21 protein-coding genes, 4 tRNA genes and 1 other annotated feature are annotated in these 25,227 nt (G+C 45.3%); of the genes, 14 read left to right on the plus strand and 11 right to left on the minus strand.

Features of this window, described 5'->3' with window-relative positions; all coding sequences use genetic code 11:
- Positions 1 to 2: 2 nt before the first annotated feature.
- From AC6I7V_RS05560 to trpL2, 3 genes are all read right to left on the minus strand, one after another.
- Positions 3 to 611, minus strand: coding sequence for an aminodeoxychorismate/anthranilate synthase component II (locus tag AC6I7V_RS05560; RefSeq protein WP_408694163.1), 609 nt, complete (start codon positions 609 to 611; stop codon positions 3 to 5).
- Between the two features lie 2 nt (positions 612 to 613).
- On the minus strand, positions 614 to 2,209 hold the full coding sequence (locus AC6I7V_RS05565) for an anthranilate synthase component 1 (RefSeq protein ID WP_498011506.1): 1,596 nt from the start codon (positions 2,207 to 2,209) through the stop codon (positions 614 to 616).
- A gap of 125 nt (positions 2,210 to 2,334) precedes the next feature.
- Positions 2,335 to 2,449 (minus strand) — a sequence feature (Trp leader region).
- Positions 2,396 to 2,521 (minus strand): tryptophan operon leader peptide, encoded by a 126-nt coding sequence (gene trpL2 / locus AC6I7V_RS05570; RefSeq protein ID WP_255230931.1) that lies wholly within the window; start codon positions 2,519 to 2,521, stop codon positions 2,396 to 2,398. Its footprint overlaps the feature before it by 54 nt.
- A gap of 119 nt (positions 2,522 to 2,640) precedes the next feature.
- On the opposite strand from trpL2, the gene rnm reads away from it, so the two are divergent.
- The 3 genes from rnm (at position 2,641) to rluB (ending at position 5,379) form a co-directional block, all read left to right on the plus strand.
- Positions 2,641 to 3,561, plus strand: coding sequence for an RNase RNM (gene rnm / locus AC6I7V_RS05575; RefSeq protein ID WP_255230930.1), 921 nt, complete (start codon positions 2,641 to 2,643; stop codon positions 3,559 to 3,561).
- The gene (locus tag AC6I7V_RS05580) at positions 3,558 to 4,178 is read left to right on the plus strand and encodes an L-threonylcarbamoyladenylate synthase (protein ID WP_032549308.1); all 621 of its coding nucleotides are present in this window, start codon (positions 3,558 to 3,560) and stop codon (positions 4,176 to 4,178) included. Before rnm ends, AC6I7V_RS05580 begins: the two co-directional genes overlap by 4 nt.
- A 160-nt stretch (positions 4,179 to 4,338) precedes the next feature.
- Positions 4,339 to 5,379 carry a 23S rRNA pseudouridine(2605) synthase RluB gene (gene rluB, locus AC6I7V_RS05585; protein WP_032549307.1) on the plus strand — a complete coding sequence of 347 codons (1,041 nt, stop codon included), beginning with the start codon at positions 4,339 to 4,341 and terminating at the stop codon, positions 5,377 to 5,379.
- Between the two features lie 241 nt (positions 5,380 to 5,620).
- Here rluB and AC6I7V_RS05590 read toward each other — a convergent pair whose 3' ends face one another.
- From AC6I7V_RS05590 to efpL, 3 genes are all read right to left on the minus strand, one after another.
- Positions 5,621 to 6,103 carry an RNA methyltransferase gene (locus AC6I7V_RS05590; RefSeq protein WP_032549306.1) on the minus strand — a complete coding sequence of 161 codons (483 nt, stop codon included), beginning with the start codon at positions 6,101 to 6,103 and terminating at the stop codon, positions 5,621 to 5,623.
- A 98-nt stretch (positions 6,104 to 6,201) separates the two neighbouring features.
- The gene (locus tag AC6I7V_RS05595) at positions 6,202 to 6,531 is read right to left on the minus strand and encodes an HI1450 family dsDNA-mimic protein (RefSeq protein WP_032549305.1); all 330 of its coding nucleotides are present in this window, start codon (positions 6,529 to 6,531) and stop codon (positions 6,202 to 6,204) included.
- A gap of 9 nt (positions 6,532 to 6,540) precedes the next feature.
- Positions 6,541 to 7,110, minus strand: coding sequence for an elongation factor P-like protein EfpL (gene efpL, locus AC6I7V_RS05600; RefSeq protein ID WP_032549304.1), 570 nt, complete (start codon positions 7,108 to 7,110; stop codon positions 6,541 to 6,543).
- A 137-nt stretch (positions 7,111 to 7,247) separates the two neighbouring features.
- On the opposite strand from efpL, the gene AC6I7V_RS05605 reads away from it, so the two are divergent.
- Positions 7,248 to 8,015 carry a nucleotidyltransferase domain-containing protein gene (locus AC6I7V_RS05605; RefSeq protein WP_261882933.1) on the plus strand — a complete coding sequence of 256 codons (768 nt, stop codon included), beginning with the start codon at positions 7,248 to 7,250 and terminating at the stop codon, positions 8,013 to 8,015.
- Positions 8,016 to 8,081: 66 nt separating this feature from the next.
- Here AC6I7V_RS05605 and AC6I7V_RS05610 read toward each other — a convergent pair whose 3' ends face one another.
- Positions 8,082 to 10,445, minus strand: a complete 2,364-nt coding sequence (locus AC6I7V_RS05610) for a DNA polymerase II (protein WP_498011507.1) — start codon at positions 10,443 to 10,445, stop codon at positions 8,082 to 8,084.
- Between the two features lie 439 nt (positions 10,446 to 10,884).
- On the opposite strand from AC6I7V_RS05610, the gene uvrY reads away from it, so the two are divergent.
- The 10 genes from uvrY (at position 10,885) to nspC (ending at position 21,092) form a co-directional block, all read left to right on the plus strand.
- Positions 10,885 to 11,529: a UvrY/SirA/GacA family response regulator transcription factor gene (uvrY, locus tag AC6I7V_RS05615; protein ID WP_032549301.1), complete on the plus strand. Its 645-nt coding sequence runs from the start codon at positions 10,885 to 10,887 to the stop codon at positions 11,527 to 11,529.
- A gap of 15 nt (positions 11,530 to 11,544) precedes the next feature.
- Complete coding sequence (gene uvrC, locus AC6I7V_RS05620) at positions 11,545 to 13,377, plus strand: excinuclease ABC subunit UvrC (protein ID WP_084181804.1); 1,833 nt, start codon at positions 11,545 to 11,547, stop codon at positions 13,375 to 13,377.
- 46 nt (positions 13,378 to 13,423) lie between these two features.
- Complete coding sequence (gene pgsA / locus AC6I7V_RS05625; protein WP_032549299.1) at positions 13,424 to 13,981, plus strand: CDP-diacylglycerol--glycerol-3-phosphate 3-phosphatidyltransferase; 558 nt, start codon at positions 13,424 to 13,426, stop codon at positions 13,979 to 13,981.
- A 269-nt stretch (positions 13,982 to 14,250) separates the two neighbouring features.
- Positions 14,251 to 14,324, plus strand: a tRNA-Cys gene (locus AC6I7V_RS05630).
- Between the two features lie 25 nt (positions 14,325 to 14,349).
- Positions 14,350 to 14,425 (plus strand) — tRNA-Gly (locus AC6I7V_RS05635).
- Positions 14,426 to 14,502: 77 nt separating this feature from the next.
- Positions 14,503 to 14,589: transfer RNA gene (locus AC6I7V_RS05640), tRNA-Leu, on the plus strand.
- Positions 14,590 to 14,619: 30 nt separating this feature from the next.
- Positions 14,620 to 14,695, plus strand: a tRNA-Gly gene (locus AC6I7V_RS05645).
- A gap of 872 nt (positions 14,696 to 15,567) precedes the next feature.
- Positions 15,568 to 18,489: a pyridoxal phosphate-dependent class III aminotransferase gene (locus tag AC6I7V_RS05650; RefSeq protein ID WP_498011508.1), complete on the plus strand. Its 2,922-nt coding sequence runs from the start codon at positions 15,568 to 15,570 to the stop codon at positions 18,487 to 18,489.
- A gap of 8 nt (positions 18,490 to 18,497) precedes the next feature.
- Positions 18,498 to 19,751, plus strand: a complete 1,254-nt coding sequence (locus AC6I7V_RS05655) for a carboxynorspermidine synthase (RefSeq protein ID WP_261882937.1) — start codon at positions 18,498 to 18,500, stop codon at positions 19,749 to 19,751.
- Positions 19,752 to 19,952: 201 nt separating this feature from the next.
- Positions 19,953 to 21,092 carry a carboxynorspermidine decarboxylase gene (nspC, locus tag AC6I7V_RS05660; RefSeq protein WP_498011509.1) on the plus strand — a complete coding sequence of 380 codons (1,140 nt, stop codon included), beginning with the start codon at positions 19,953 to 19,955 and terminating at the stop codon, positions 21,090 to 21,092.
- Between the two features lie 56 nt (positions 21,093 to 21,148).
- On the opposite strand, the gene AC6I7V_RS05665 is transcribed toward nspC, so the two are convergent.
- The 4 genes from AC6I7V_RS05665 to AC6I7V_RS05680 all read right to left on the minus strand — a co-directional run bounded on the left by AC6I7V_RS05665 (position 21,149) and on the right by AC6I7V_RS05680 (position 25,165).
- A complete protein-coding gene (locus AC6I7V_RS05665; protein WP_498011510.1) occupies positions 21,149 to 21,691 on the minus strand; it encodes an Lcl C-terminal domain-containing protein in 543 nt (180 codons plus the stop codon).
- Positions 21,691 to 23,307 (minus strand): DUF1566 domain-containing protein, encoded by a 1,617-nt coding sequence (locus AC6I7V_RS05670; protein WP_498011511.1) that lies wholly within the window; start codon positions 23,305 to 23,307, stop codon positions 21,691 to 21,693. Before AC6I7V_RS05670 ends, AC6I7V_RS05665 begins: the two co-directional genes overlap by 1 nt.
- A 219-nt stretch (positions 23,308 to 23,526) precedes the next feature.
- A complete protein-coding gene (locus AC6I7V_RS05675) occupies positions 23,527 to 24,039 on the minus strand; it encodes a glycine cleavage system transcriptional repressor (RefSeq protein WP_372065394.1) in 513 nt (170 codons plus the stop codon).
- A 217-nt stretch (positions 24,040 to 24,256) separates the two neighbouring features.
- The gene (locus AC6I7V_RS05680) at positions 24,257 to 25,165 is read right to left on the minus strand and encodes a DUF3943 domain-containing protein (protein ID WP_261882941.1); all 909 of its coding nucleotides are present in this window, start codon (positions 25,163 to 25,165) and stop codon (positions 24,257 to 24,259) included.
- Positions 25,166 to 25,227 lie beyond the last annotated feature (62 nt).

A 25,227-nucleotide genomic window follows, 5' to 3' on the forward strand; every position in this document is an offset into this window, starting at 1 on the left:
TCCTATTTTCCATTCTTCTCAAGAGTTATGTTCTTTTCTAACGCCCACTCAATAGCGTTCGCCAATAGCGTTGCACCGTATGTTGTCATGATGGATTCAGGGTGGAATTGGAAACCACACACTTTGTCTTGCTCTTGGACAACCGACATCACCAAATCATCGACTTCAGCGGTAATCGTTAGGCTTTCCGGTACGTGAGTCGCAACCAAAGAGTGGTAGCGCGCAATTGCAAGCGGAGAAGGCAAGCCTTGGTAAGTCGCGTGATTGTCGTGTTCCATCATCGAAACCTTACCATGAATGATTTCGCCAGCGCCTGCAACCTTACCGCCGTATGCTTCAACAATTGCTTGGTGACCAAGACAAATACCAATCATCGGTACTTTGCCTTTTAAGCGTTGAATTAGCTCTGGCATACAGCCGGCGTCAGCAGGAGCACCTGGGCCTGGAGAAAGCAACGCAACTGGGTTTTCTAGCTCGTTAATTGCTGCTTCTACTGCTTCTGCAGGGATGTTATTACGGTAGATCTTCACGTTGTGGCCAAGTGAACGGAACTGGTCAACAAGGTTGTAAGTAAACGAGTCGAAGTTATCAATAAATACGATATCAGCCATGATTAAGACTCCTGCTTACTTGATGTTTGCTTAGGTGAAGTATGTGCTGCTTGAATCGCAGAGATGACGGCTTGCGCTTTGCCGCGTGTTTCATCGGCTTCGGCTTGTGGGTCGGAATCGAAAACCACACCTGCGCCAGCTTGGACTTGAGCAATACCGTTTTCAACATACGCTGAACGAATCACGATACAGGTATCGAGCGTGCCTTCACCCGTTAGGTAGCCCACTGCACCGCCGTAGCTGCCACGACGAGTCTGTTCAACATCACGAATTAGCTGCATCGCACGAATCTTAGGTGCGCCCGTTAGCGTGCCCATGTTCATACAAGCTTGGTAAGCGTGCAGAGCATCAAGGTCTTCACGAAGTTGGCCCACAACGCGAGAAACGAGGTGCATTACGTGGCTGTAACGGTCTACTTTGAGTAGGTCCGCTACGTGGCGAGTGCCTGCTTCAGAGATACGTGCAACGTCGTTTCGTGCTAGGTCAACCAGCATCATGTGCTCAGCGTTCTCTTTTTTATCGGTGCGCAGCTCTAATTCAATGCGGCTATCTAGGTCGAAGTCGATCTGACCATTCGGACGCTTACCACGACGGCGAGTACCGGCGATAGGGTAGATTTCTACTTGGTTAGTCTCTTTCTCGTATTTCAGAGCACTCTCTGGTGAAGCACCGAACAGAGTAAACAGCTCATCTTGCATGTAGAACATGTAAGGGCTTGGGTTGCTCTGCTTTAGCTCTTTGTACGCTGCTAGTGGTGCAGGACAAGGAAGAGTAAAGCGACGAGAAGGAACCACTTGGAATACATCGCCTTTTACCACGTACTCTTTTAGGTCACGAACCGTCTGGCAAAAATCTTCGTCGGAAACACTTGGTACAGCTTCAACGTCATCAAGAGGAGTAACTTCAGCAATCTCTTTTAACGATTGGCACTGAGTTTGGATATCCGCTAAACGTTCAGTCAGGCGAGTTTTGATAGTTTGATCTTCTGAGAAAACGCTTGCGTGAAGCAGACCGTCGTTCTGTTGATGGTCAAAACGAAGTAGCGTTTCAGCCACGTAGAAGACAAAGTCAGGGCAGTTATTGGTCGCTTCTGCATCGCCAAGTGGCTCGAAGTTTGCCACGATGTCGTATGCAAATAGACCCGCCATGAAGAGCGCGTGCTTGTTGTCTGGGTCTTGTGTAAAGCTGTGCTGGACTAAACGAAGTGCATCGAATGAAGAGGCTTCTCTTAGGCGAGAGTCTTCGTCTAAGTTAATGCTTGGTTGAGTGAAGCTCAGAGTCATTACATTGTCTTCTAATGCAGATTTAATGTCTGATTTCACGTTCGCACTTAGGTGTTCGATCAGGTGTTGACCGTTATCCGTTAGAGCTTGGAAAGTGACCTGATGGCCTTCGCATACGATACGTACGGCAGAATCGATAAGCAGCAGGCTAGTGAGGTTTTGTTTAGACTCAATCTCAGCAGATTCTAGCAACAAGCTGTCTGTTTTATTTTCACACAGTGTGTGGAACACGCTTGTTGGATCTTGCGAGTAAGGAACTGTTGCATTGATAACGTCAATCGTTCCCAGCTTTTTGATTTCAATGGCCTTGTTCACAAGACCTCCTTTATGATTCTTTAAATTTCCTGCCGTACATAGTCGCATAAAGATACCGCTTGCCCAATCTAGAATCTGTTCAATTCGTTGATTTGTTAGTCAGTTGAATGTGAGATGTCCGACAAATTAAAAAGCCCGCTATGAAAGCGGGCTTAGTGATAAACTTTTTATAAACAATCTGTTTAATTAGAAGTACACGTTAGCCCACCAAGAACCTGTCCAAGTGCGCCACCAATTCAGCTCTGAACTTGCTTCTACTGAAGAAAGTTCTAAAACTTTATCTTTATGGTATCGGTTAAATTCTTGTAACATAGTGAGCCTATAAATAAAGGTACTTCGTATTTGTGTACTAGTTAACTAGTTCATGGCTCGCAAGTCAAGCCCAATAAAGCAAATATCGTGTTAAATACAAAAAATAATGAATAGAAAATATGAGAATTGATCTACATAGCCATACCACAGCTTCAGATGGTCGACTTACACCACCTGAACTGATTGACCGTGCGTTGAGCTTCAATATTGAAGTTCTGGCTATTACCGATCATGACACAGTTGATGCCCTTGACGAGGCGCATCGTTATATCCTTGATAATGAGCTGCCAATTCAATTGATTAACGGTATCGAAATCTCAACCGTTTGGCAGAACAAAGACATCCACATTGTTGGTTTGAATGTTGACCCACAATCACCAGAGCTCAATACGTTAATTGAACAGCAGAAACAGCATCGTATCGGCAGAGCAGAGCTGATTGCCCAACGACTGGAAAAAGCGACGCGCGAGGGTGTGTTAGAAGAAGTGAAAGCGATCGCGGGTGATGCTCCCATTACCCGAGCGCATTTTGCCAAGTGGCTAGTGGATAATGGCTACGCGAAAACCATGCAGCAGGTGTTTAAGAAGTTCTTAACACGCAATAACCCAGGCTATGTGCCACCAACGTGGTGTAGCATGAGTGATGCGGTCACGGCAATTCATGCAGCTGGCGGACAAGCGGTACTTGCTCACCCGGGGCGCTATGGCTTTACCGCTAAATGGGTGAAACGTCTATTGACTGCTTTTGTCGAGGCGAACGGTGATGCGATGGAAGTGGCTCAACCGCAACAGGCGCAACAAGAAAGACGCACTCTTGCCGATTATGCTATACAATACAAACTATTAGCCTCTCAAGGCAGTGATTTTCATTACCCGTCTCCTTGGATGGAGTTAGGGCGCAATCTTTGGCTGCCTTCTGGAGTCGAAGAAGTATGGAAAGATTGGGAGTTTCAAACGTTTTCGTCATCTGAAACATCATCAGACGAACAAGCTCCTTCTGAAGATAGAGTCGAGAGACTCGATAATGAGGAAAAACAATGAGTCAGTTTTTTTATGTACACCCAGATAACCCGCAAGCTCGTTTGATTAATCAAGCGGTTGCTATTGTCCGTAATGGCGGTGTTGTGGTTTATCCAACAGACTCGGGTTATGCTCTTGGCTGTCAGCTTGAAAACAAACAAGCATTAGATCGTATCTGTCAGATTCGTAAAATTGATGATAAGCACAACTTCACGCTGCTTTGTCGTGATCTTTCTGAGCTTTCTCTTTACGCACGTGTTGATAACACGGCATTTCGTCTATTAAAAGCTCACACGCCGGGCCCATACACGTTCATCTTTAAGGGAACGAAAGAGGTGCCACGTCGTCTAATGAACTCGAAGAGAAAGACTATTGGTATTCGTGTTCCAGACAACAAGATTGCACTCGATCTCTTGGAAGCACTAGGCGAGCCTTTGATGTCAACGTCTTTGATTCTGCCAGGTAACGAGACAACGGAATCTGATCCTGAAGAGATCCGTGATCGCCTAGAGCACGCCGTTGATGTGATTTTAAATGGCGGTTATTTAGGTGAGCAACCAACCACGGTAGTTGACTTTAGCGACGATGATCCAGTGGTGGTTCGTGTCGGTTCAGGCGATCCAGAACCGTTCGAGTAACCGTGAAACTCGTTCACATCATGTTACTGTGCATTCGACGGTAATGTGTAAATAACGAGTGATTTTTCAAAGGTTCTTTGCGATAATGCGCGACCGCGATTTTGGTCGCGTATATTTCATTCGACGTCTGTGAAGACGACAATTAGGTAGAAAAGAGTAAATGAGCGAAAAATTACAGAAGGTTTTAGCGCGAGCTGGTCACGGCTCTCGTCGTGAGCTGGAAGCTTTAATCAGAGCAGGTCGTGTAAGTGTTAACGGCCAAGTCGCGAAATTGGGTGAGCGTCTAGAAGACGAAAACTCAGTGATTCGTATTGATGGTCACACTGTATCAGGTAAAGCGTCTGAAGAAGTGGTTTGTCGCGTACTTGCTTACTACAAGCCAGAAGGTGAGCTTTGTACTCGCCACGACCCGGAAGGTCGTCGTACTGTGTTTGATCGTCTACCTAAAATCCGCGGTTCACGTTGGATCTCGGTAGGTCGTCTTGATGCAAACACATCTGGTCTACTACTGTTTACAACTGATGGTGAACTTGCAAACCGTCTAATGCACCCAAGCCGCCAGGTTGAGCGTGAGTACCTAGTACGTGTATTCGGTGAAGTGACTGAACAGAAGGTTAAAAACCTAGTACGCGGTGTTGAGCTAGAAGATGGTATGGCTCGATTCGAAGACGTCGTTTACGCTGGTGGCGAAGGTATGAACCATACTTTCTACGTAGCGATCAACGAAGGTCGTAACCGTGAGGTTCGTCGTCTTTGGGAATCACAAGAAACGACAGTAAGCCGTCTAAAGCGTGTTCGTTACGGTGATATCTACCTAGACAAGAAACTGCCTCGTGGCGGTTGGAAAGAGCTCGATCTTCAAGAAGTAAACTACCTACGTCAATTGGTAGAGCTTAAGCCTGAGAAAGAGACGCTACTAGATCTTGACCCTTCGAACACGTCACGTAAACGTGAGCGTTCTCGTAGCCAGAAGATTCGTCGTGCTGTTAAGCGTCACGAAGAGCGTGCAAACGCACCAAAAGGTCGTAGCAACCAACCTAAGCGCAAGAAGCCAGCAACTCGCGGCACAACAACGCCAGATGCAGGTCGCAGCGCACCGAGCAGCAAGGGCAAGCCAAGCAACTCTCGTTCAGGAAATGGTTCTCGTGGCAACAACACGAACCGCCCGAACAAGCCAGCTAAGCCAAGAACTCGTCAGTAATTAACGACTTCTTTTGAATACTAAAAAACCTGCTAAGTTAGCAGGTTTTTTTGCATCTGGAAGAAGGGAAAGATGCGGGATGAGAGTCATCGAGCAGCGAACAAACTGACTCAATCGGCAGTATGTGCGCTCTTCGCATCTCGTTTACGCGCATCTATTAATCTCTTCGCAACTAGTATTTCGCTTAAGCGAGTCTACAACTCTTTTCGCATCGCGTAACTCGTCTCTCGCATCTGATTTTTTATTTATGATTCGAGAAGTTATCGCCTTTTGCCATGCGATCATAAAGAATCACGTTCACCGCTGCAGCCAAGTTCATACAACCATTGGTTGGAACGTAAATCGTCTCGCGACAGAAATCGGTGATCTCTTTCTTCAATGTGCCATCTTCAGGGCCGAAAATGTAGAACGCGCGAGGAGGGTGCTTGTATTCAGGCAGAGGCTTAGCGCCTTCAATCAAATCTACAGCAACAGGTACGCACCCTACCGGAATAATGTCTTTTAGGTCTTCAACACCAATCAGTGGTAGCTCTAAGTGCTTCTCTTTAGTGTCGGTATGGAATTGACGTGCGTGGTCGTAGCGCGTGCCTGTATAGAACACAGAATTTGCGCCGTAACAGCCTGCTGCACGCATAACTGAGCCTACGTTTTCTGGTGTTTTGGGGTTTACCAAGCCAATACAGGCATAGCCTTTTGACTGAGTATCAGTTTTTGCTTTGGTCATAATTGGTAATGGTGAAATCGGTAACAAAAATTAGCCGAGCATAAAGCCCGGCTAAGATATTGGTGTACTCATTGAACTGAGCAGCACAAGCTTAAGTTCTAGTCACGCTTCCACAGCATGTGGCAGAACTTATGGTCTGGGTCTCGGCTGATCAGCATACGCGCGAAAACGTCATCTAAAACGTCGTCCTCTTCGTTTACTAAACCAATGCGAATTTCAGCGTAGATCTCTTTGTCGACTTCAAAGCCAACATGACCGACCCAATCGTCACCCGTTTCAACAAGTTCAGCAGCGCCGCGATCTTCGAACTGTGCAGTGAATAGAATCACGTCTGCAGGCTCTAGGTTATCCGGTGCCATCTCTAGGAAGATGTCGTATGCAGTGTCGATTGCATCATCATAAGACATTAAGTCATTAGCTTCAGTCATATCAGCATCTTAGCTTGCGCGGTTCATGTATTTACGTTCAGCAGTGTTAATCACAACTTTATCACCCGTTGCGATGTACTCTGGAACTTGAACGGTTAGGCCTGTTGCGAAACGAGCTGGCTTAGTGCGAGCAGAAGCAGAAGCGCCTTTGATTGACGGGTCTGTCTCTTCGATAACAAGCTCAACCGAAGTTGGAAGTTCAAGTGTTGCAGCGTTACCATCGATTAGGATTGCGTACATACCTTGAGTTTCTTCGTTGATGAATAAAAGCTCGTCTTCGATCATCTCGCCGTTAAAGATGTATTGCGTGTAGTCTTCGTTGTCCATGAAGATGTACTCGTTGCCATCAACGTAAGAGAACATGACAGCGCGCTTAGTCACATCGATAGTTTCAACGATTTCGTCAGCCTTATGGCGAACTTCAGCTTTTACGCCTGTTGCTACGTCGTTACCACGGAAACGGTAGATCTTTTGACCACCACGACCGCCTGGTGTTGTGATCTCGATATCTTTAACTAGAAGCGTTTTGCCATCTACGTCGATCGCAAAACCTTTTTTAATTTCACTTGCTCTAGGCATTTTGTGTTTATCCTTATTGGTTCTATCCGGCGATTATATCTCGGAGAACCTATAAATAGGAATAGCTTGAATCATAAAGTCTCCTAAGCGATCATAGAGAAATAGTTAAATCATTCAATTTATTGACGAACTCACTTATGCAGCTACCTGTTATTGACCCGAAAGCGCCTTTCCAGCCTGAGTTTCAACCTGTGGTAAACGACCTGATTACATTTTTGAAAAGTGGCTTAGGTTCGAATCTTCATAGCATTTACATTTATGGCAGTGTAGCGAGGAAAACGGCAAAACCTGGGCAGTCTAATCTTGATGTTGTTGTAGTCACGCACCGTTCGTTTTCTGATCAAAGAACCACACTACTCAATACGATTAAGTGGCGCTTCCAAAAGAGCTTTCCTCAGGTAACGCAAGTCTCTATTAAAACTGCTTTAGTCAGTGACATTGTCGACTTTGAGAATATCTTCACTTGGGGCTTTATGCTTAAGCACCTAGCGGTATGCGTACATGGTGAGGATCTTTCAGATTGCTATGGAGACTTCGAAACCAGTTGGGAGATTGCTAAGCACTGGAATATGGATGTCGAAAACTGGCTAGCGGTTTACCGCAACAGGATTGCCAGAGCTGCCACGCCTAAAGAGCAGGTTGCCGCGCAAGTTATTATTGCTAAAAAGCTACTCAGAGCCAGTTATTCGCTGATCATGTACCGAGACAAGTATTGGTATGACGATCCACGCGAATGTGGTCAACAGTTTCTAAAATATCATCCGGATCGAGAGGTTGAGATTCAACGCTTAGGGATACTTCTTGCAGGCAAACCGGTACCGAAGCGTTCTGTAATAGGTATTCTCGATGGTTTTGGTGAATGGTTGGTCAAACAGTACGAGAAAACCGAGTTTAGGATTGGTTAGAAGCCAGTGGATGAAAGAGAGCAGAAGCACGGCGCTTCTGCTTTTTGTTATTAGGAATAACTGGGTCTAAAACAATCCTAATTGTTGACCACTGACTTGTTCAAAATCGAGTCCGATAAACGGCAATATCGCTTCCGCGACAGGTTTCAACTGCTTATCGATGTAATGTTGATAGTCGATGGCACTCTTCAAGTATTCTTTAGGTTCAGGGCCGTTTAAGGTAATCAAATATTCGATACGCCCTTTGTTTTGATATTGAAGAGGGCGCCCTAGCTTTTCGTTTATCTCATCCGCCATGCGTGCAGCACGAACTTGTGGAGGAATGTTTTTTTGGTACTCGTGCAGCTTTCGTCTTAGCCGTTTTTGATAAACCAGCAAGTCGTCGTGTTTGCCAGCGGCTGTTTCATCGACAAAATTACGGACGTAGTCGGTTGGGTCCTGGTCATGAAAAACCATCTCATACAAAGTTTGCTGAAAACGCTGTGCCAGTGGTGTCCAATCGGTACGGGCACTTTCTAGCCCTTTGAAGACAATCTTCTCATCGCCTTCTTCGCCAATTAGACCAGCATAGCGTTTCTTTGAACCTGTCTCTGAACCACGAATAGTGGGCATCAAGAACTTGCGATAGTGAGTTTCGTACTCCAGTTCAAGAATAGAAGTCAGGTTGTATTTGTCTTTGAGGTGTTGTGTCCACCAAGCGTTGATATACGCGACGAGTGATTGCCCGATCTCATCCGCATCTTCTTGACTGTAGCTACCATTCAGAGACACGAATGTGGAGTCAGTGTCACCATAGATAACCTGATAACCTTTCTCTTCGATAAGTACCTTGGTTTGTTTCATGATCTCATGCCCGCGCATGGTAATCGATGACGCCAAACGAGTATCGAAGAAGCGGCAACCGGATGAGCCCAAAACCCCATAGAATGAGTTCATGATGATTTTGATCGCTTGCGAGAAGGCCTTTTCATTGTTCTTTTTTGCAACATCACGCGCAGCCCACAAGGTTTCAATCATCTCGGGTAGAAAATGTTTATTTCGATGGAACTGTCCACCCCGAAACCCCTCTACGGCTTGGCCATCATCGCGGCCAATCTCTTGCTTCAACCCTTCAATCAAGCCCATTGGGTCGATGAGGAAAGATCGGATGATAGATGGGTATAGGCTCTTAAAGTCGAGCACCAGCACTGAATCGTAAAGGTTCGGGATGGAATCCATCACATAACCGCCGGGACTAGCAATCCAGTTCTCAGGCTGTAAGTTTGGCGCAATGTAGCCAGCTCGATGAATCTGAGGTAAGTAGAGATTAGTAAAGGCCGCCACAGAGCCACCAACCTTATCAAGCTCAACACCAGTTAAGCGAGATCGTTCAATAGCAAACTCAATAAGGTGTGTATGTTCAAAGATGCGATTGACTAAAACACAGTCTTGGAGGTTGTACTTGGCAAGTGAAGGTTTATCGAACTTAAACATTCGATTAATTTCATCCATGCGGTCGTGCACATTGTGGATGTCTTTACCTTCACCGAGTAGCTCTTGAGAAACCGACTCTAGAGACCAAGACTTGAAGTGGTAGGTTGCGGTTTTGAGCATATCGATACCGTCCAAAACCACACGCCCAGGGATAGTGATAAACCCATGCTGGCTTTGAGCAGAACTGCGAAAGAAGCTAGGTTGATTATCGCGACCGATATTGAGTTTTATTTTGTTCCATTCAGCCCGCTTGTGAAGCAGTCGGAAATCAAAATCAATCACGTTCCAACCGATAATGACGTCGGGGTCATAACGTTTAAACCAATCTATCATGGCTTCTAATAGTGCCGCTTCGTCTTTAACCCATTGAATAGCGGTTTCGGCTGCCTGCTCTGGACCCACCATGATAACGCGACTGTCCATTGGGCTATCTAGACCAATAGAGTAGAGGATACCTTTCTCTGAGCACTCGATATCTAATGAGACGACAGATAGGGTCGGTAAGTAATCGCCGGCTCGACATTTAGTGTTAGTGACACGCTGGTGCTGAGTTCGAGAAGTGACATTGCCGGTAAACTCAATGCTGCCTTTAATGAATCTTTCCATTAGGAAGCGATCGGCGAGACGAATATCAGCCTCGAACGTCACGATAGACTCTTGATTGAAGACTTGGTTTAAGGCGCTGCTTTCACGAATTAATCGTGTATAGCAACCTGCTAGCGGTGTGTGCGAGAAGTTGGTCAGTTCCAGGGCTTTTATTTCGCACTCAATCCCTGCTTCCTTAGCGAGTTTGATACAGGTGTCGATATTCGATTGCTCGATGAAGAAGATTGGGCGCTCGCCTTTAACAGTAAGCAAAGTTGGCCCATCCGGAGTACTGACCCAAATATCAATTTGAGTCTGGCCAGAAAAATCTCTTGCTTGTCTTGTCAGCACAAAGCCTTGCTGAATATCCAATATTGTCGCCTGTAATAATTTTTGGTGTTAAAACAAGATGCGATTCTAGCACTTAGTGTCGAAGCTGAGACAAAAGTGATTAAAAATAGCCAGTTTTTTTTGCTTTTAGCGACTCGATAACGGGACTTACCGAACAAAAAGGTGAATTTGTAACAATTGTTCAAATCGCGGTATTGAAAATATATTTATCTTGTGTAAATTAAATGATTGGCATCTTAACTGATTGTTTTTTAATAAAGCTTAGCTGAATAACTGTGGCTCTTGTAAATAAGTACTTGCTAAAGTTCGCGTTTCAGCACATATTCAACAGAGCTTTTTTTAACGATTTAAGTTAAGATGAACAGCAATGCTGCGATCCACTGTTCCTTTATTCAATTGTTTCAATTAGATGAATCAATACGGTGGTTGCAGAGCCAATTAATAGTGTGGAGATACAAGTTTGATAAATGTTTTCCTTGTAGATGATCACGAGCTGGTTCGCACAGGGATACGACGTATTATTGAAGACGTCCGTGGAATGAACGTAGCAGGGGAAGCTGAAAGCGGTGAAGAAGCAGCAAAGTGGTGTCGTACTAATAATACCGACGTCATTTTGATGGATATGAATATGCCTGGTATTGGTGGCTTAGAAGCAACCAAGAAGATTTTGCGCTTTAACCCAGACATTAAAATCATCGTTTTAACTGTTCATACGGAAAATCCGTTTCCAACTAAAGTGATGCAAGCTGGAGCTGCTGGTTACCTTACTAAAGGGGCAGGTCCGGACGAAATGGTCAATGCGATTCGCGTGGTAAACAGCGGTCAGCGTTACATTTCACCAGAAATTGCGCAGCAGATGGCACTGAGCCAATTCTCGCCTGCCTCTGAAAATCCATTCGCTGATCTTTCTGAGCGTGAACTTCAAATTATGATGATGATCACCAAAGGTCAGAAAGTAACGGACATTTCAGAACAACTTAATCTAAGCCCTAAGACAGTGAATAGCTACCGCTACCGACTGTTTAGTAAACTAGACATCAGCGGTGATGTAGAGCTTACTCACTTAGCGATTAGACACGGAATGCTAGACACCGAGACCCTCTAGCACTGAGATTATATAGTGACATCCTCATTTGACTCAGTCTCATTCCTAAAGACCGTAACAGAACAGCCCGGCGTTTATCGTATGTATAACGCCGAGGCTGTTGTTATCTATGTCGGCAAAGCAAAAAATCTAAAGAAACGCCTCACTAGCTACTTTCGTAAAAAAGTCGATAGCGAGAAAACGCGTGCCTTGGTTAGCAATATTGCCAAGATAGACGTAACGGTTACACATACCGAGACAGAAGCCCTAATCCTCGAGCACAACTACATTAAGCAGTACTTACCTAAGTACAACGTTTTGCTGCGCGATGATAAATCTTACCCTTATATCTTCATCAGTGGTCACAAACACCCAAGACTGTCGATGCACCGTGGTGCAAAAAAGAAAAAAGGGGAGTATTTCGGACCTTATCCTGATTCTGGGGCAGTGCGAGAAACCCTGCACTTGCTGCAAAAGATATTCCCAGCTCGACAATGTGAAGATACCGTTTATGCGAATCGTACTCGCCCTTGTCTGATGTATCAGATTGGTCGATGTGCCGCGCCTTGTGTCAGTTCAATCATCTCCGATGAAGAGTATGCAGAACTGATTGGTTATGTGCGCTTATTCTTGCAAGGGAAAGACAATCAAGTGTTGGAAACTCTGGTCCAAAAAATGGAGCAGGCAAGCCAACAACTTAAGTTTGAACAGGCAGCGACATTTCGCGACCAAATTCAGGCGATTCGTCGAGTACAAGAGCAACAATACGTATCTGACGATTCAATGGAAGATATGGACGTACTCGGCTTTGCGCAAGAAAACGGTGTCGCTTGTATTCATATCTTGATGATTCGTCAGGGCAAGGTGTTGGGTAGCCGTAGTCATTTTCCAAAGATCCCAAACAATACGGTTAGGGAAGAGGTGTTTTCGAGCTTCTTGAGTCAGTATTATCTAGCACATAATGAAGCGAGAACCATCCCAACTCGTTTGATCCTCAATGCTGACTTGATTGAGGATGTGACTCCGATTCAACAAGCTTTGTGTGAAGTCGCAGGTCGAAAGATCCACTTCAATACCAACCCTTCCGGAACCCGAGGTCGTTATCTCAAGTTGTCGAACACCAATGCGTTAACGGCAATAACGACCAAGATTAATCATAAAATGACGATTAATCAGCGCTTTAAAGAGCTTCAAGATGTCTTGTCTATGGATGCCATCAAGCGTATGGAGTGTTTTGATATCAGTCATACCATGGGTGAGAGCACTATCGCGTCTTGCGTCGTATTCAACCAAGAAGGTCCAGTGAAGCAGGAATACCGTCGTTATAATATCACGGGTATCACCGGAGGCGATGATTATGCTGCGATGGGTCAAGCGTTAGAGCGCCGTTACTCCAAGCAACTGGATGTGGATAAGATTCCAGACATTATCTTTATCGATGGCGGTAAAGGGCAGCTGAACCGTGCTCATGAGATTATTTCGCAATACTGGGGTGATTGGCCTGTTCGACCAAGAATGATGGGTATTGCAAAAGGGGTTACTCGTAAGCCCGGTCTTGAAACCCTAATCACTCTGGAAGGCGAAGAGTTTAACTTACCAACGGACGCGCCAGCTTTGCACCTAATCCAGCACATCCGTGATGAGAGCCATAACCATGCAATCGCTGGTCACCGAGCGAAACGTGGTAAAACACGTCGCACGAGTGCGCTTGAAGGAATCGAGGGGGTGGGGCCAAAACGTCGCCAAGCTCTGTTGAAATATATGGGTGGACTGCAAGAACTTAAGCGTGCAAGTGTTGAAGAAATAGCCAAAGTGCCGGGCATTAGTCATTCTTTGGCAGAAAACATTTATCAAGCATTGAAACAATAGTAAAAATCCCGCACCATAAACGCGCAATGGATAAGAGCCTAATAATATGCGTTTGAATATACCCAACATTTTGTCCCTACTGAGACTTTTCTTAATCCCAGTATTCGTTATCGTTTTCTACCTACCTTATCAATGGGCTCCTTTTGCAGCTGCGATGGTTTTTTGGGTGGCCGGATTTACTGACTGGCTAGATGGTATGTTAGCGCGTAAGCTAGGCCAAACTTCTCGTTTTGGTGCCTTTATCGACCCTGTAGCCGATAAAGTTCTCGTAGCAACGGCTCTGATTCTGATTACTGAACACTACCACTCAATTTGGGTGACGATTCCAGCAGTAACCATGATTGCACGTGAAATTATTATTTCAGCACTTCGAGAATGGATGGCAGAAATTGGTAAGCGCGCAAGCGTTGCGGTTTCTTGGGTAGGCAAGGTTAAAACTGTTTCTCAGATGTTTGCGCTTTGGGTGTTAATCTGGCGCTACGACGACTGGATGATTTGGGTCGGTTACGCCGCGCTTTATATCGCAACTATCCTGACATACTGGTCAATGGCTCAATACTTAATGGCAGCCAAAGATGACTTGTTGGATGAACAACATCATTAATTGAGAAAAGCGAGCTTAGACTCGCTTTTTTGATCTTTGAATTTCATCATTGACGTAATCATATGACGTGACAGTGTGATGGTGATCAACTTTAATCGCCTATTCCTTCGACCTTTTTGTACATTAAGTTAGCTATTTAGCCCTTTTCGTATAAATACTATTCAAACGAATTAAAAATACAAAAATAGTGTTGACTCAATCGTGTGATTCCGTAGAATGCATCCCGTACCCAAGAGGATGGCAATGAGCGATTCGGTTGGAGTTACTAAGGCGCCTTGGCAGAGTGGCTATGCAGCGGATTGCAAATCCGTGGACCTCGGTTCGACTCCGGGAGGCGCCTCCATTCAAACCTTGAGTTTGAATACTATGCGACACTAGCTCAGCTGGTAGAGCGCAACCTTGCCAAGGTTGAGGTCACGAGTTCGAACCTCGTGTGTCGCTCCAAATTTTGTAATGTCGATTAGCATCGACATTAAGATGGTGTTTACGAATCGTAACGGCATCGCAATAAAGAATTGCGTGCCCTGGTGGTGGAATTGGTAGACACAAGGGATTTAAAATCCCTCGGCGTTCGCGCTGTGCCGGTTCAAGTCCGGCCCGGGGCACCATCTATAAAGTCTAAACTTAGTTTAGCAAATGCGACACTAGCTCAGCTGGTAGAGCGCAACCTTGCCAAGGTTGAGGTCACGAGTTCGAACCTCGTGTGTCGCTCCAAATCGAATAGCCCGAACAGCAATGTTCGGGCTATTTTACATTTGGGATGTCGTAAAGTTATTTGAGTTATTAGGTCACGAGTTGACCCCGTGTCCTAGCCGGCCGCGTCGCTCCAAATTGAAAAAGGCTCACCGGAAACGGTGAGCCTTTTTTTGCATCTGTGAGATCGTAAAGCTATTTGAGCCATTAGGTCACGAGTTGACCCCGTGTCCTAGCCGGCCGCGTCGCTCCAAATCAAAAAAGCTCATCAGAAATGATGAGCCTTTTTTGTATTCCGATGTTTGAAAAATTCACGCGCTGTTTGAGATTCCCTGTGCACTCGTCCCTCGTTTTAGGGAATGACGGTCGACTGGAGTTATTTTCGTCATCCTCGGTCGTGTGGATCAAGCGAGCCGGGGATCTATTCCGTTTCGCGACGAGTTTACCTATCCCTCGTATTTATAGTCCTAATATTAAAAACTATTGCTAGTGTGTTAGAAACTATGTTACTTTCCCGCCCAATCTCGGATTGGACAACGATTGCTTCTGGGGGATACGCGCAGTGACCATTCAGGCTGATTGTGACACTGCGTAGGGTAGGTATCAGTTAGTTCTTTAACTGATAGACGGGATACTTATGGCGCTTGGTGCCATGTTAATGGGAAACCCAACATTGAACTCACTTAACACAACACTGCGAATCAGCTTTTCACATCCAATTGGGCCGGTACTTCACCTTTGCCCGATCCTTCAAAACAGTAGTATTACTGAACCTTGATTTTACGCTAAGTAAATTTTGCTGTCGTTAGGCGGCGCTTGGTCGTGTTTGTCATTTGACTTGCACGGGCGTACAACTATACCTCGCTTCTAGCAATGTGCTGTTAGGAGGGAGTATGAATACATTCAAGGGATTTTTTATGACTACCGCCTTTGAAGTCGATACAAATACTATCGCACACTCGTTTTCAACTTCAGTTCCAGTCGTTGAAGGCACTTATGATCTTACACCAGACGCTATTTTGCTTGAACAAGAGCAAAACGAATCGGCAGTTCGTTCTTACCCAAGACGTCTACCGATTGCAATAAAACGCGCCTATGGTGCTCTGGTGGAAGATACTCGCGGACAAATCTTCCTAGACTGTCTTGCAGGAGCTGGGACGTTAGCGCTAGGTTACAACCACCCAGAGATCAACCAAGCATTAAAAGCTCAGTTGGATTCAGGTCTACCGTATCAAACTCTAGATATCACAACTCAGGCGAAAGAGACCTTTATCAATCGCGTTAAAGGATTCTTACCACAAGACTTTGCTGAAAATTCAGTGATTCAATTCTGTGGTCCATCGGGTGCTGATGCGGTTGAAGCTGCTATTAAGTTAGCCAAACAGACTACCGGTCGTAATACTATGTTTGCTTTCCGTGGCGCATACCACGGGATGACCAACGGTACTATGGGCATGATGGGTAACTTAGGCACGAAAGCGCGTCGTAGTGGCCTGATGTCTGATGTGCACTTTATGCCATTCCCATACAACCTTCGTTGCCCATTTGGTCTTGGCGGTGAGCAAGGTGCGCAAGCAAGTCTTCGTTACATTGAACGTCTATTAGCCGATGACGAAGCGGGTATTATGAAGCCTGCCGCGATGATTGTTGAGCCAGTGCAAGGTGAGGGTGGTGTTATTCCAGCGCCTGCATCTTGGTTACGTGGTTTACGACGCATCTGTGATGAGTACGGCATCCTACTGATTTTTGATGAAATCCAGTGCGGTGTGGGCAAAACAGGCCACCGCTTTGCATTTGAAGAGTCTGGCATTAATCCAGATATCCTATGTCTGTCTAAAGCGATAGGCGGCGGCCTACCAATGTCACTGTTGGTTTTCGATAAGAGTATTGATACTTGGAAAGCGGGTGAGCATACCGGCACTTTCCGTGGCAACCAATTGGCAATGGTGTCAGGTGCGAAAGCACTAGAGATTATTGAGCGAGACAACCTTGTTGAACATGCGAATATCGCGGGTCAATATCTTCGCCACGGTTTAGAAAAGCTACAGCAACGTGTTGATTGTATTGCTGAAGTTCGTGGTAAAGGCTTGATGTTAGGTGTTGAGATTCAAAGCCCTAACGGTGAGAAGAACCGTTTTGGTGAGCCCGTTGCTGACGGCGATCTGACTCTGAAAATCCAACGAGCAGCTCTTGAGCGCGGTTTGATGGTTGAAAAAGGTGGACGTGAAGGCTCTGTTATTCGTTTCCTTCCTCCAATGATCATCACCTTTGAACAGATTGATTTTGCCCTTCGCGTGATGGAAGAAGCGATTCTTGCTGCAGGTGGTAGCCATGTTGAATCTGGCAGTGCAAACGGTGAATGGAAGAAACACTTCATCCATACAGGTGTAGGTGGCAGCGACGAATTTGAAAAGGTTCTTAATCAAACCACTCAAGCAATGAAGTCGGTGTTCGAACAAGTAGATGCCCCATATTCGGGTCTCGAGCCTAAACTACTAGAAGCTGCAATTACCGCAGTCGATCTTGATAACGTTCAAGGTTCACTGGTTGATGTGGTGGAAGATACGGCTGACTTGGTTGCTAAGAACTCCATCTTTGTTCAACACCCTGACTGTATTGCACACCTTCACACACCACCATTGATGGCATCGGTTGCTGCTGAGTCTATGATTGCGGCACTTAATCAATCAATGGACTCCTGGGATCAAGCGTCTGCGGCTACCTATGTTGAGCAGAAAGTGATCGACTGGATGTGTGGCAAGTACGAGCTTGGTGAAAAGAGCGATGGCATTTTCACAAGTGGTGGAACCCAAAGCAATTTAATGGGGCTGCTACTGGCACGCGACTGGATCGCGAACAAAATCGATAGTCACTCTATTCAAAAATTGGGTCTTCCAGAGTACGCAAAAAAATTACGTATTTTATGCTCTAAAAAGTCGCACTTCACTGTCCAGAAATCGGCTTCTTTGTTGGGACTTGGTGAAAATTCGGTGTGCTGTGTTGATACCAACAGCAATGGCACCATCAAAACCGAATTGTTAGAAAAAGCGATTAAGGAACTGAAAGATGAAGGCCTGATTCCGTTCGCAGTTGTGGGCACGGCAGGTACAACCGATCACGGTGCGATTGATGACTTAGAGTCGATTGCGCAGATCGCTCAGCAGCAAGAGTTGTGGTTCCATGTCGACAGTGCTTACGGTGGTGCTTTGATCCTCAGCAGCCATAAATCACGTCTTAAAGGCATTGAGAAAGCGGATTCTGTCAGTGTGGATTTCCATAAGCTGTTCTATCAAACGATCAGCTGTGGCGCGCTGTTGCTGAAAGATAAGCAAAACTTCCAGTTCTTATTGCATCATGCGGACTACTTGAACCGTGAGCACGATGAACTACCAAACTTGGTTGATAAGTCGATTGCAACGACCAAGCGTTTTGATGCGCTCAAAGTCTTTATGACGATGCAGAGCGTAGGGCAGGCACAACTGGGCGAGATGTATGATCACCTGTTAGCGCAAACTCTTCAGGTCTCTGCCCTTATTCAAAATCATGAAGGTTTTGAGTTATTGGCGGAACCAGCATTGTCAACAGTGCTATTTAGAGCAGTTAACAGCAACGTTACGGATTTAGATACGTTTAACCAAACATTAAGATTAGAAGCACTAACTCGCGGAGTCGCAGTACTGGGTGAAACTATGGTCGATGGCAAAAGCGCGTTGAAGTTCACCATCCTAAATCCATGTTTAGACATGGCAGACTTCGAATCTCTAATTACAAAAATTCATAATCTAGCGGCTGAGCTAGCAGAACAACAAGGGTAATAAATATTATGGCAATTCTACAAATTGGTGCAGGTGGCGTAGGTTGGGTTGTTGCACATAAAGCGGCACAAAACAACGACGTTCTGGGTGACATTACTATCGCATCTCGTACTATCGCGAAATGTGAAAAGATCATCGAATCAATCAAAGGTAAAAACAACCTTAAAGATTCAACTAAGAAACTAGAAGCTCGCGCTGTAAACGCAGATGACGTTGATGCACTTGTTGCTCTAATCAAAGAAGTTCAGCCTGATCTAGTGATCAACGCAGGTCCCCCATGGGTAAACATGGCGATCATGGAAGCGTGTTACCAAGCAAAAGTATCTTACCTAGATACGTCAGTAGCGGTTGACCTATGTTCTGAAGGTCAGCAGGTTCCTCAAGCTTACGATTGGCAGTGGGGTTACCGTGAGAAGTTCGCAGAAGCGGGCATCACAGGTATTCTTGGTGCTGGTTTCGATCCAGGTGTGGTTTCAGTATTCGCTGCTTACGCGGTTAAGCACCTGTTTGATGAGATCGACACTATCGATGTCATGGACGTTAATGCTGGCGACCACGGTAAGAAGTTCGCAACTAACTTCGATCCAGAAACGAATATGCTTGAGATCCAAGGCGATTCTTTCTACTGGGAAAACGAAGAGTGGAAACAGGTTCCGTGTCACTCTCGTATGCTAGAGTTTGACTTCCCGAACTGTGGTTCTCATAAAGTTTATTCAATGGCACACGATGAAGTTCGTTCAATGAAAGAGTTCATCCCAGCGAAACGCATTGAGTTCTGGATGGGCTTTGGCGACAAGTACCTAAACTACTTCAACTGCATGCGTGATATCGGCCTACTGAGCCCAGATCCACTAACGCTGCACGATGGAACTGTGGTTCAACCTCTGCACGTCCTTAAAGCACTGCTACCAGATCCAACATCACTTGCACCGGGCTACACAGGTCTAACGTGTATCGGTACATGGGTACAAGGCAAGAAAGACGGTAAAGAGCGCAGCGTGTTCATCTACAACAACGCAGACCACGAAGTGGCATACGAAGATGTAGAGCACCAAGCGATCTCTTACACAACTGGTGTGCCAGCAATCACAGCTGCACTTCAGTTCTTCCGTGGTGAGTGGGCAGACAAAGGTGTGTTCAACATGGAACAGCTAAACCCAGACCCATTCCTAGAAACTATGCCGAGTATTGGTCTAGATTGGCATGTTCAAGAGCTTGAAGCAGGCCAAGGTCTTCCTGTGATTCACGAGCTGAAAAAATAAGAATCTGTTTCTTGTTTTGATTGTTAATTAAAGGGGACATGGATTGTTCCCTTTTCGATGATGATCTCCTTAAAGCTTTGGTATCATTTATTTTGATTTTGTAACTCACTGCGTTCGAACAGGACAAAATCAAAATAAATCACACCAAACTTGTTTAATTTACCTTTCCATCTTTAGATGCTGCTTGAGCGCGTATAGAAAATGACATTTAAGAAAGAAGAACTTAAAACCCCATATTTTATGATCAACGAAGATAAGTTGATTGAGAACCTAGAGAAAGCAAAACAGCTTAAAGAAATTTCTGGCGTTAAATTGGTATTGGCCTTGAAATGCTTCTCTACGTGGGGCGTATTCGACATCATTAAGCCTTACCTAGACGGCACAACAAGCTCTGGCCCGTTCGAGGTAAAACTTGGCCACGAGACCTTCGGTGGCGAAACTCATGCATACAGTGTGGGCTACAGCGAAGATGATGTACGTGAAGTAGCGGACATCTGTGACAAGATGATCTTCAACTCGCAGTCTCAGTTAGCAGCTTACCGACACATCATCGAGGGAAAAGCGTCGATTGGCCTTCGTTTGAACCCGGGTGTCAGCTACGCAGGTCAAGACTTGGCTAACCCTGCTCGTCAGTTCTCTCGTCTAGGCGTTCAAGCAGACCACATCAAACCAGAAATCTTTGAAGATATTGATGGTGTGATGTTCCACATGAACTGTGAGAACAAAGATGTGGATGCGTTTATCGGCTTGCTAGATTCAATTTCTGATCAGTTCGGTGAATACCTTGATAAGCTAGACTGGGTGAGCATGGGCGGCGGTGTCTTCTTTACCTGGCCAGGTTATGACATTGAAAAGCTAGGTGCTGCACTAAAAGCATTTTCTGAGAAGCACGGCGTTCAAATGTACCTTGAACCCGGTGAGGCGATCATCACTAAGACAACCGATCTTGTGGTGACTGTGGTCGACATCGTAGAGAATGTAAAGAAGACTGCAATCGTTGACTCTGCAACCGAAGCTCACCGCTTAGATACGCTTATCTATGACGAGCCAGCATCTATCTTGGAAGCGTCAGAGAGTGGCAAGCATGACTACGTCATTGGATCTTGTTCTTGTTTGGCAGGCGATCAGTTCTGTGAAGCAAGTTTTGATGAGCCGCTAGAGATTGGTCAGCGTCTGCACATCTTAGACAGTGCTGGCTATACAATGGTGAAGCTAAACTGGTTTAACGGTTTACGTATGCCTTCAGTCTACTGTGAGCGCTCAAGTGGCGAAGTACAGCAGCTAAACGAATTCGATTATTCGGACTTTAAGCGTTCATTATCGCAGTGGTCTGTAAAATAGATTGAAATAAATAGAGCAACCGATGGGTTGCTCTTTTTGTATGGGATTAGAGAGTCTTAGTTAAACTCTTTTACCAAGCGCACCAATGGCGAAGGCACACTACTAGGATCAGTAATCACTTCTAGGGCTTCGTCAAAGTCGATAATAAGACCTTCATAATGGCTATTGATACTATGAGCATCTGGCGTATTAGTCCAATAAGGCTCATTGGTCGTTGTTGGGAAGAAAGTTAGGTTGATCGCTGGTCGAGTGCAGCGGTAATCTACGATTGAACTCAACTCTTTGATGTTTGGAAGTCTAAAACCGGATTGCTCCGCAATTGTTGTTAGCGTGGTGTCCTCAGTTACAATCAAAGCATCGCTCCAATTTTGGTACTTTAGCGCGGTTCCGTCACAAGTATCTGTAGACACGTTGTAGGTTTCGCCTAAGTTACATTTTGACCACAATAAGTTCGTTGTTACGTCTAGCAGAGTGCCATCCTTACGATCGATAAACTGCCCTTCTTGATGAGAAGCGGTTTGCGTCGTGACACATGTTTGAGCGATAGCATTTGCACTTAGTAGAGCGGCAATAGCGCCAAAGCATAATTTCTTTTTCATTACTCGATTCCTCCACTTACCGCGACGATTCCTGTTGAGCCTGTGATGTTCTTGTTACACAGTTCCAATTCACCAGTTTGAGAGTCGATACATCTCGCACTACCGTCTTGCTTTACAGAGCTTGAGTGAGTGAACAGATGATCTCCAAGGTTAGGGAAGAAGTTCACTGAGCCACTAGGCGATGTGCCAACGTTGAAGTTAATGAATGAACGCGCCTCCACTGGTGAAGGTAAACGCCAATCAGTGATACCGCATATCGCGTAAGTATTTAGACTTGAAACATAGCTGCTGGTGTTACAGTTGCGAGTACCTGAGTTATCATCTGGGTATGCGCATTCAGACGAAATCGGCCCTTCACTATATAGTGCGTCGTTGGGTGCTCCTGCGTATCCACCATTAGTTGTGCTATCTGCGTCGTACCAAGTATACGTATACGATGAGCTGCGCCACATTGAAGACTCTGCATCATATGGATAAGGGTAAGCGTCTGGGTTATTTTTATGGTTTTCAACCCATGTGTCGATATCAGATTGATTTGGTAAAGCTGTTGGGGCTTGTTTTGCTTCGATGTAAAGGCCAGTGTGTTCATCCTTTACACAGCGCCAGCTTGTTGCACTTGGATCCATTGGGTTGCCGTGAGAATCGATTTTGGTATAACGAAAACCATATTCGCCATCTGAGTGCTCTGTACCATTGGTTTTATCCAAACCATAGTCCGCATCTTGATTTGGATGACTGGCTGGTGGGGTAGTGCTATCGAAAGCGGTACCGTCGTAATAGGTTACGTAGCCAGTGTCATTGAAATTCTTCTGGCCTGGAATATAGAAGGCTAGCGTGTTTTTCGCAGAGTCAATCGTAGCATTCCCAACTTCTGTCATTGTGTAAATGACAGATTCGCCACCTTCGTTAAAACCATCATCTTTAGCAGAGAACGTAATGTCTGACGTCAGCGTTTCAGCAGGGAGCGTAACGTTGAGGCTCGCCATATCAACAGTGTAGTCGTCTGATGCCGCAATACCGGTTTGAACCAAGGTAATTGTGATGTCTTGGCTTGAATAATTACTTAGCACCATTTGTTGTACAACGCTATCACCCTCAACGACGGTACTTAGGCTATTGCTAAACCCGATAGTAGGTTGGCTGTTCGCATCGTTGATCGTTACGGTAGTTTGGTTATTGGTAATGGTGTACGACGAACTTGAAGGAGCAGTAATCGAGTATTGGAGCGTTTTAGCGCCTTCAAAGACATTATTGTGCAATACATTAAGCGGTAGCGTTGCGGTTGTTGAACCTGCTGGAATAGTTACGACGGAGCTACTTAGTGGGTCGTAGTTCCTAAAACTACCCGCTGAACGAGTCGATACGTCGGAAGTGGTAACGGTTAGGTTTACATCGTTAGTAAGCGCGGCTGAAAGAGTGACGGTCACGCTTTCCGTGCGAGAACCTGAGCTTGGCTCGGTCACGCTATGTGTCTCTGGGATGGAAATGCTGACGGCTGTCGGGTTTGTGGACCCATCACCACTATCTTCATGGCCACTTTGACAGCCTGTAAAAAGTGAAGTTAGAAGGATTACTGAGACGGCATTAAGAGGCCAACTCGGCTTGTTTCTATCCATGTATGAACCTAAGTGACTAAGTTAATGAAAGTAGCCGTATGGTAACAAAAAATGCAATCCGATAATCCTATTTCACTAGCTAAAATTATGATTTAAGTAGAATTTATACATAAAATTTGTAAGTAATGTAAGGATCCAAAGTGGTTTATAGGATGGAGTGGAAGAAGGAGGGGAGGTTTTGCTCCTCCGATGATTTGCTTCACCGGAGGAGAAAGTGAATCAACTCTCAATCATAACGCGTGTGTCTTCGCTCAGTGTCTCAAGTTCGTTTGCTACGTCTTGGATTGGTACTTCAAGAGGAAGTTTTACAGCAATTTTGGCGGTAAACAGACTTGAACTGACACCTCCGCCACCTGCGATAAACACTCGGTGACAGTCCATATCGAGAATTGTAATGCCTTGGCCATCTAACACGTGAGTGACTTCGTTGACGATACCGGCGCGATCGTTCGAATCTAAACGTAGATGGTGGATCGTATCTTGAACTTGCGGAGAGTGGTCGGCATCAACAAATTGGACGATTAAGTCTACATTGGCGCTAAACGCCTCTTTGACCGTGGACTCATTCATTGCAGGGAGCTCTATTTTGATAACACCGGCGACTTGATCCTCAATGAAATTCACTTTACTAATAAGCCACTTACCCCCGTTTTCATGAGTGACTGCAGCGAGTTGTTTGATGGTTGCAGGTGATGCTTTACCAATAAAGTTAACGATAAATGTGCTATTCATATCAGCCCCCAAAGATTCAATTGAACGCTATTAATAAGCGTTTGAAATAACGAGATAATCTGTCTTACTTACAGTTTAGAAGCTGGATTAGAACAATATTTGACCTGCGTCAATTTTTAAAAATAAGCCGCGGCGCGAATCAAGTTAATGAAGACTGGGGCACAAAAAAAGCGACTCGTAAGTCGCCTTTTAGAAAGATTTGCATTTAATGAGTGACTTAGAAGGTCACTTTGAAGTTCATGCCGACAAATTGCGAGTCGTATGCTGCACCAGCATCGTATGCAAATTTAGCGGCATCTTGGTTACCCCACCAAGGGTTGGTGTTCAGATTGACTTCGGCATCACCACCCCAAGCATCACTTACCCAGTAATGAATATGACCAACAGGGTTCAAGAAGAACAGAGAGACATCACCAACGGTTTTAGAGCCCATCACTTCGCCGCCACTCATTACGATGTCCTGCTCAGCTTCTAGCATAAGCTCACCGACAACGGCGCCGAAAAAGGGAGTGATGAAAAGGTCTTGCCAAGATGGGATTTCTGCAAACGCTTCTACACCGTACTCCCAGAAGAAGGTTGACATAGTCCATGAATACATGAACGATTCAAACTCGTTGTAACCTGCATGGCGAGCCGCAGTATAGTAAACGCCGCCGAAATACGGGTGCATTATATAGTTCAAGAAGTGCTCGTCTCGGTCCCATACTGGGCCATCAGAGACGTTATCTTTCCACTTTTGACCAAGCTTACTTAAGTCACGCTGGTCATCATCCCACTTGGTAATGGATTCTGGTAAAAACGTCATTAAACCTACAGTTGCAACACTAAGACCAAGAATAGTGTAGGTTTGGCCCATCAGGTAATCCCAATCTTTCTCGTCGCTTACGGTAAGATACATCGGCTGTTGGATACTGAAATCGTACTCGTCGCTTGGTTCACTCAGCGCGTAATTGGTATTAGGTTTGTAGGTATACAAGTTATCATTTACGCAGTACTCTTGTGCGCAATCATCCGAGTATGAAAGGTTGAATGGTTGGTCAAAGTCGTATTGGTTTGCAACCGAATTTGCTGACATTAGTATTGAAAATGCAGCAGTAACCTTTGTTAATAACGGGGATTTGGCCACAAGGGTCTCCATGAAAAATGATAAGTTGAGCAGAGTCACAATTATCCATTAATTGTCTGATT

Source organism: Vibrio sp. KUL70, from assembly GCF_059725515.1.

Coding starts and splice junctions, on each gene's coding strand:
- rluB (WP_032549307.1), top strand. CDS start 4,339: ATGAGCGAAAAATTACAGAAGGTTTTAGCGCGAGCTGGTCACGGCTCT.
- AC6I7V_RS05560 (WP_408694163.1), bottom strand. CDS start 611: ATGGCTGATATCGTATTTATTGATAACTTCGACTCGTTTACTTACAAC.
- AC6I7V_RS05665 (WP_498011510.1), bottom strand. CDS start 21,691: ATGAAAAAGAAATTATGCTTTGGCGCTATTGCCGCTCTACTAAGTGCA.
- AC6I7V_RS05580 (WP_032549308.1), top strand. CDS start 3,558: ATGAGTCAGTTTTTTTATGTACACCCAGATAACCCGCAAGCTCGTTTG.
- AC6I7V_RS05670 (WP_498011511.1), bottom strand. CDS start 23,307: ATGGATAGAAACAAGCCGAGTTGGCCTCTTAATGCCGTCTCAGTAATC.
- trpL2 (WP_255230931.1), bottom strand. CDS start 2,521: ATGTTACAAGAATTTAACCGATACCATAAAGATAAAGTTTTAGAACTT.
- AC6I7V_RS05675 (WP_372065394.1), bottom strand. CDS start 24,039: ATGAATAGCACATTTATCGTTAACTTTATTGGTAAAGCATCACCTGCA.
- AC6I7V_RS05650 (WP_498011508.1), top strand. CDS start 15,568: ATGAATACATTCAAGGGATTTTTTATGACTACCGCCTTTGAAGTCGAT.
- rnm (WP_255230930.1), top strand. CDS start 2,641: ATGAGAATTGATCTACATAGCCATACCACAGCTTCAGATGGTCGACTT.
- efpL (WP_032549304.1), bottom strand. CDS start 7,110: ATGCCTAGAGCAAGTGAAATTAAAAAAGGTTTTGCGATCGACGTAGAT.
- AC6I7V_RS05655 (WP_261882937.1), top strand. CDS start 18,498: ATGGCAATTCTACAAATTGGTGCAGGTGGCGTAGGTTGGGTTGTTGCA.
- AC6I7V_RS05605 (WP_261882933.1), top strand. CDS start 7,248: ATGCAGCTACCTGTTATTGACCCGAAAGCGCCTTTCCAGCCTGAGTTT.
- AC6I7V_RS05590 (WP_032549306.1), bottom strand. CDS start 6,103: ATGACCAAAGCAAAAACTGATACTCAGTCAAAAGGCTATGCCTGTATT.
- AC6I7V_RS05595 (WP_032549305.1), bottom strand. CDS start 6,531: ATGACTGAAGCTAATGACTTAATGTCTTATGATGATGCAATCGACACT.
- nspC (WP_498011509.1), top strand. CDS start 19,953: ATGACATTTAAGAAAGAAGAACTTAAAACCCCATATTTTATGATCAAC.
- pgsA (WP_032549299.1), top strand. CDS start 13,424: ATGCGTTTGAATATACCCAACATTTTGTCCCTACTGAGACTTTTCTTA.